The sequence below is a fragment of the Pseudomonas sp. Larv2_ips genome, assembly GCF_963879675.1.
Classification (GTDB): Bacteria; Pseudomonadota; Gammaproteobacteria; order Pseudomonadales; family Pseudomonadaceae; genus Aquipseudomonas.
This window is the reverse complement of sequence record NZ_CAWOAW010000023.1, coordinates 171,416-177,751: the sequence shown is the minus strand read 5'-3', so window position 1 is coordinate 177,751 and position 6,336 is coordinate 171,416. Positions and strand designations below refer to the sequence as shown.

Below are 6,336 nucleotides of genomic sequence, written 5' to 3'. Positions count from 1 at the left end.
CCTGTTGGGAATGCCTAAATTTCACATCAAAAGAGGGGAGGTAACCGAGGCTGAATTGGCGTCCGTGCCCTTGTCCCTCAAGCGTTGGGCGTTGTGGCCGTATCGTTTTGGAATGGTGTGGTTTGCCGGCTGTATGCTTTGGTCCATTTTGTATGGCTGGTAGCCCGGGACGCACGGCGTTCCGGGCTGCGTTCCCACGGGTGCTGGTCACTGGCGTCGTGTCTAAAGGAAACGGTGCGCCGGCCTGCGCAGTGATCGGCGGCGCTGCAGGAGGCAACCTATTCGGCACTGGCGGTGCGTTTCTGGGCGGGAAGATCGGAGAGATCGACGGTGATTTGATCTTTCAACCAGAGGGCGCTTAAACATGGATTTTCAACTCATCCTGGCAATCTTTTTATTTGCAGGGGCGTTTGTTGGCGCGGGACTCACTTTATATGCTGAGTACACAAAGCTCGAAGCCCTGGAAAGCTACTTCAGCCAGAACAAAGTGATCTGCGACAACAAACGCTTTTGGGGCAGAAATCAGCATATCGACAGGTTTCATCGCATGCTCGTGATCAATGGCCTGTTGGCAATGCCTAAATTTCACATCAAAAGAGGGGAGGTAACCGAGGCTGAATTGGCGTCCGTGCCCTTGTCCCTAAAGCGTTGGGCGTTGTGGCCGTATCATTTTGGAATGGTGTGGTTTGCCGGCTGTATGCTTTGGTCCATTTTGTATGGCTGGTAGCCCGGGACGCACGACGTTCCGGGCTGCATTCCCACGCGGGAGCGTGGGAGCCCTCTCTCAGCGCATATGCAAAATGATCGGGCTGCTGCTCGCCGGGTCCGTATGCCCGCGCAGTTTATTCACCGCCGCGGCATCGACTGCGCCGCCGTTGTTGCCCCACGTACCTCGCACGTAAGTCAGCACCTGCGCGATTTCCTCATCCGACAACTGCTCCCTGAACGCCGGCATCCGGTAAGCATCCGGCACACCGGCGGTCACGATCCGTTGTGAGCCATTAAGCGTGATGTTGATCGCCGACGCATTTTCCTTGGCCAGTGCTGAGGTGGCGCCCGCCAGCGGTGGCATCCACTCCGGCTGGCCCTTGCCGTCCAGGCCGTGGCAGGACGCGCAGCGGGTCGCGTAGGTATGGGCACCCGGTACGTCCGCAACCGCGTTGACCGCCTGATACTGCCACGGCGAACCGTCGCGCTGCGGGTCGCCAGGCAGGGATTTGAGGTAGCGCGCGATGGCGTTCAAATCTTCATCGCTCATGAATTGCGTCGAGTTGTTGAACGCCTCGGTCATCGAGCCATACACCACTGCATGCTGGTTACGCCCGGTCTTGAGGAACCGCACGATCTCGTCCTCGCTCCAGCGGCCCAGCCCGGTGTTGTGGTCCTGGCGCAAGCTCGGCGCATACCAGCCGTCGAGCAGGCCGCCGGCCAGGTAGGGCGCGCCGGACTCGTCCAGCGCCTTCTCGTTAAAGGCCAGGCCGCGCGGCGTGTGGCAACTGCCGCAGTGCCCCGGGCCCTGGACGATGTAGGCGCCACGGTTCCACAGCGCGTCCTGGGCGGGTTTGGCCGCGTAGGTGGCGTTGGGTGCGAACACGCCGTTCCACAGGGCGATGGGCCAGCGCATGTTCAGCGGCCAGGGAATGCTGCTGTCGATATTGGGCTGATTGGCCGGCTCCACGCCTTGCATGAAAAACGCGTACAGCGCACGCATGTCGTCATCGCTGAGCTTGGCGTAAGACGGGTAGGGCATGGCCGGGTAAAGCCTGCGCCCACCCGGCGCGACGCCGTGGCGCACCGCGCGGTCGAAGTCGGCCGGCGTGTAGGCGCCAATGCCGGTGTTGCGGTCGGGCGTGATGTTGGTGGCGTGAATCGCGCCCAGCGGCGTGGCCATCTCCAGGCCGCCAGCGAACGGCGCCTTGCCCGGCAAACTGTGGCAGGCCACGCAGTCGCTGACGCGAGCGACGTACTCGCCGCGGCTGACCAGTGCCGGGTCCGCTTTGGCGGCAGGTTGTTGCTCAAAAGGCGAGGCGGGCTCGCGGGTCACGTACCAGGCCAGTACGCCTGCGGCGACCGCGCCAGCCAGCACCAGCCAGCCTGCGGTTCTAGCCAATCGTTGGTTGTTCATGCGCGTTCCTTGTCGGTCAGGCGAAAGTGTATCGGCTCAAAGGCAGGCTACGAATGCGCTGGCCGGTCAGGTGCGCGACTGCATTGGCCACGGCCGGCGCCACTGCAGGTAACGGCGGTTCGCCGATGCCACCCATTTTTTCACCACTCTCGACAATCTTGACGTGCACCTGGGCCATGCGCGACAGCGGCAGGATCGGGTACAGGTCATAGTTGCGCGCCCGTGGTTTGCCGTCCACGTACACCGCTTCCTCCAGCAAGGTTTGCGACAAGCCCAGGGCCACCGCGCCATTCACTTGTGCTTCAACAATCGCCGGGTTGACGATGCTGCCCGGGTCGATGGCTTCCCAGATGTGGTGCACCTTGACCTGGCCGTTTTCGATCGACACTTCGGCGACCACGGCAGCGTGGGAGCCGAACGGTGAGGCCATGGCCACGCCGCGTGCACGGCGGCTGCCGTCCTCTGCGGTGTAGGGGCCACGCTTCCAGCCGCCGGACAACTCGCCCACCGCCTTCAGCAGCGTGGTTAGCCGCGGGTTATCGCGCAGCAAATGCAGGCGCAGCTCGTAGGGGTCTTGGCCGCCTTTGTCGGCCAGCTCATCGAGGAACGCTTCATAGAAGAAGTCATTCAGCGAATTGCCCACCGAGCGCCAGTAGCCGAGCATGGTCGGGCCTTTGACGTAGATCTGCGCAATGCGCTTGTTGGGGATCGCGTAGCTTTTGCCCGACAACCCTTCGAGGGCCGTGGGGTCGATTTTGTCGCCCTGTTTACCGGCGATGGCTTCGCTGGGGCCTTCGGTGGCACTCACCGCTTCAATGGCCACCGGCAACCCTTGCGCGTCCAGCGCGGCGCGGAACTTGACCACGGCGACCGGGCGCAGCACGTCGCGCAGGAACTCCTCTTCACGGCTCCAGATCAGCTTGACCGGGCGACCGACTGCTTTGGCCAGTGCGATGGCCTGCGGGTAAGGGTTGGCCGAGTCATACAAGAAATGCCGGCCGAAAAAACCGCCCAGCAGCGGTGAATGCAGGATGATCTTCGCCGGGTCGAGCCCGGTGCGTTTGGCCATGTCGGCGCGGAACATATCCGGCGCCTGGTTCGGCAGCCACACCTCCAGCGTGCCGTCGGGGTTGAAGCGTGCCAGGGCAGAAGGTGGCTCCAGCTGGGCGTGGTTGACGTACTGGTTATGGTAGGTGGCTTCGACTTTGGTTTTGGCGTTTGCCAGTGCGCCGGCTACATCGCCTTCGTTTTCATCGTCACGCGCCGGGCCTTGCTGGGCGGCGAGGAAGTCGCGGTACTTGTCGCTGGAAAAATCCGCCGGCATCGCGCGTACGGTCGAATCTGCAGCGGCTTCCAGCCATTCCACCTGGATCGCCTCCACCGCGCGCTTGGCGTGCCACCAGCGTTCGGCGACCACGGCCACGGCGCCGGGCAGTCGATGCACCGAGTGCACGCCCTTCATGGCTTCGACCTGTGCCTGGTTACGCAGGCTGCCCACGGTCATGCCCAGTCGCGGCGCGTGCTGGACGGCGGCGTGGAGCATGCCGTCGACTTTCAAGTCGATGCTGTATTGCGCCTTGCCGGTGGATTTGTCGTAGGCATCCAGGCGTTTGACCGGCTTGCCGATCCAGCGGAACTGGCTCGGGTCGCGCAGGGTGATGGTGGCTGGGTCGGGCACCGGCATGTCCAGGGCGCGCCCGGCCAGCTCACCGTAGCCCAGCGAGCGGCCGGAGGCGGCATGCACCACGCGGCCGGGTGTTGTGGTCAGTTGCGCGACCGGCACGCCGAGCTGCTCGGCGCCGGCCTGCAAAAGCATCGCGCGGGCGAGGGCGCCCAGGCGGCGCATGGTCGGGTAACTCATGCGCACCGACATGCTGCCGCCGGTGATGCGCATGCCGTTTTCCATCACCACATACGCATCGCCGGGCGGCGCGGCCTCGACAATGAAGGTGGCGGGGTCGGCGTCCAGCTCTTCACCGACAATCTGCGCCATGGCGGTGTGAGTGCCCTGGCCGCCTTCCATGAAGGGGCTGAGCAAACGCACGGTGCCATCAGGGCGAATCTCTAAAAACGCCGGCACCTGGGTGCCGCGTTCTGCCGCGTCGGGCGTGGCGGCGTAGGCCCTGGGCGTGCCCAGCGGCAGGCCGAAGCCAATGACCAGCGCGCCCACGGCGGTGCTGGCCAGGAAGCGGCGCCGGGACAGGTTGATCGGTTCGCCCAATGGCGTGTCGAGGAGGGCGTTGCGCGTGTTCATCAGGCGCTCTCCTGCCGGGCAGGCTGAACGGCCAGGTCATGCACCGCCGTGCGAATGGCGTTATAGGTGCCGCAGCGGCACAGGTTGATCATCGCCGCTTCAATCTGCGCATCGCTGGGCGCCGGGGTGTGCTTGAGCAGCGCAGTGGCGGCCATCACCTGCCCGGACTGGCAGTAACCGCATTGCGCCACTTGATGCTCGACCCAGGCCGCGACCACGCGCTTGCCCACGTCATCGGCTTCGATCGCCTCGATGGTGGTGATCTCGTGGCCAACCACACCCGCCACTGGCGTGACGCACGAGCGCACCACGTTGCCGTCCACCAGCACCGAGCAGGCGCCGCACTGGGCCAGGCCGCAGCCGTATTTGGTGCCGGTCAGCCCCAGGTCATCACGGATCACCCAGAGCAGCGGCGTATCGGCGTCGGCATCGACCTCGTAGGATTTCTGGTTGATACGTAATTGCATGGTTCACCTGCTGATCATCGGTTGGTGTGGCTTTTTTTATAAGTTGCCCATCGTTGCACTCTAGACCACGGCGCAACAGCTATCGATCCCGTCATCGACAACTCGGAGGATCAGGCAAGAATTCGACAGGATTGCACCACTGCGCGTGCTTTTAGCCTGTAGGCCTTTGCTGATCCACGCCGGCGCGCTGCACTTTTTCTCATTCTTCTGATCTATCCCTGTCACGACCGCGCTCATTCTGCGCGTGGACCGCAGCCAGACCCGGTGCCGATGGATCGAACGTCAATTGCTTTTATCACCCGCTGGCCGCTGCTGATCGCAGCGGTGTTTATGCTCTGTGCCACCGGCTGCAGCCAGCAACAGGGCCGCGATATCGCCAGGCAGTTCAGCGATGGCAAGCCCGATGAGTTTTTTCAGACCAGCGTCGACCGCATGGCAACCCTGAGCATGCGCGACAACCTGCAAAGCCTGTACGTGCTGATGAACAAGCTCTACCTGCGCAACCCCAACCAGTGGCGCCAATCGGGTTATACCGATGCGGTGAGTGCCGCACGGGAAATTCGCCGCGCCATCGAGAACCGGCAACCGCTGCCTGCCCTGGGGGACCGTCGTGACCTGGTGGCCTTGAGCTATTCGCTGAGCCCGGACTTTCGCGGCGACCGGGTCGGGGCGTTTATCTATGCCATCGGTAGCATGCTGGTGACTGCACACGGTGGGCGCACGCAGTTTTATGTCACCGACTCGATCAACCCGCAATTTGTCAGCAATGCCGCGCGCAATATCGAGAAAGCCACCTGGCTGCTCAGCCAGCGCCAGGACGCCAATGGCGTGTTGCTGTTGTTCTCCAATGAAATCTCGGAGGAGGGCAGCAACCTCAGTTTCGCCGTTGAGTTCGGCAAAGTGGTTGCGCGCCTCGACCTGCTCGCGCAGATGCTTGATGAGCGTTACCGGCGCGTTGCCCTCAATTACGCGCAGAGCTTGCTGCTGATGAATTTTTTGCCCGTGCAGTGATGCGTGGACCGATCTTGCAGTGCGGCATTTCCCTTTCATATGTGGGAAACGGCCTATCTTGCCCCCCTTTGCTTGAAACATACCCACGGTCGGCAATAGCCTCGGACTTTTCTTGACGATGAGTGCCTACCTTGGGAAAGCGCAAAACGGTTTGGCCTACTGATCGCGAAGTCCGCCTGCGATTTATCCTGTTTGCCGTGATCGACGTGGCAAGTGCTCAAGGCGTCCCCGCCGACGTGCTATTGCCCGCCCACAAACTGCTGCGCGACGCGCCGACGGAGGCGCAGTTGCGTGAAGCGCTCGCAAGTGTTCTGGCGTGTGACGAAATGCTTGGGTTCAGGTTTCCACAGGGCACGGAGGCGGATGATTTGCTGCGCTTGCTGGCGCCGACGGCCGATGAGACCCCTGCGGGGTTTATTTGAAGCGGGTTAGATCGTTTATTTCCTTACGATTGGTCTCAAGAACGTAATCGCATATCT

General features: G+C 62.7%; 6 protein-coding genes. 3 read left to right on the top strand and 3 right to left on the bottom strand.

Annotation, left to right across the window (positions count from 1 at the left end; all coding sequences use genetic code 11):
- Positions 1-364: 364 nt before the first annotated feature.
- Positions 365-727 carry a hypothetical protein gene (locus AACV02_RS16850; RefSeq protein WP_119735852.1) on the top strand — a complete coding sequence of 121 codons (363 nt, stop codon included), beginning with the start codon at positions 365-367 and terminating at the stop codon, positions 725-727.
- Between the two features lie 57 nt (positions 728-784).
- Here the strand turns inward: AACV02_RS16850 and AACV02_RS16845 are convergent, their stop codons facing one another.
- Genes AACV02_RS16845 through AACV02_RS16835 form a run of 3 tightly spaced genes read right to left on the bottom strand, consistent with a single transcriptional unit; the run spans position 785 to position 4,846 of the window.
- On the bottom strand, positions 785-2,125 hold the full coding sequence (locus AACV02_RS16845; protein ID WP_119735849.1) for a c-type cytochrome: 1,341 nt from the start codon (positions 2,123-2,125) through the stop codon (positions 785-787).
- Positions 2,126-2,141: 16 nt separating this feature from the next.
- Entirely contained in the window at positions 2,142-4,379 is a 2,238-nt protein-coding gene (locus AACV02_RS16840; RefSeq protein WP_119735847.1) for a xanthine dehydrogenase family protein molybdopterin-binding subunit, read from the bottom strand.
- Positions 4,379-4,846, bottom strand: a complete 468-nt coding sequence (locus AACV02_RS16835) for a (2Fe-2S)-binding protein (RefSeq protein ID WP_106580615.1) — start codon at positions 4,844-4,846, stop codon at positions 4,379-4,381. Before AACV02_RS16835 ends, AACV02_RS16840 begins: the two co-directional genes overlap by 1 nt.
- A 270-nt stretch (positions 4,847-5,116) precedes the next feature.
- On the opposite strand from AACV02_RS16835, the gene AACV02_RS16830 reads away from it, so the two are divergent.
- Both AACV02_RS16830 and AACV02_RS16825 read left to right on the top strand, forming a co-directional pair.
- On the top strand, positions 5,117-5,857 hold the full coding sequence (locus AACV02_RS16830; protein ID WP_106580616.1) for a hypothetical protein: 741 nt from the start codon (positions 5,117-5,119) through the stop codon (positions 5,855-5,857).
- Between the two features lie 131 nt (positions 5,858-5,988).
- Positions 5,989-6,279, top strand: coding sequence for a hypothetical protein (locus AACV02_RS16825; protein WP_106580617.1), 291 nt, complete (start codon positions 5,989-5,991; stop codon positions 6,277-6,279).
- The last annotated feature ends 57 nt before the right edge of the window (positions 6,280-6,336 follow it).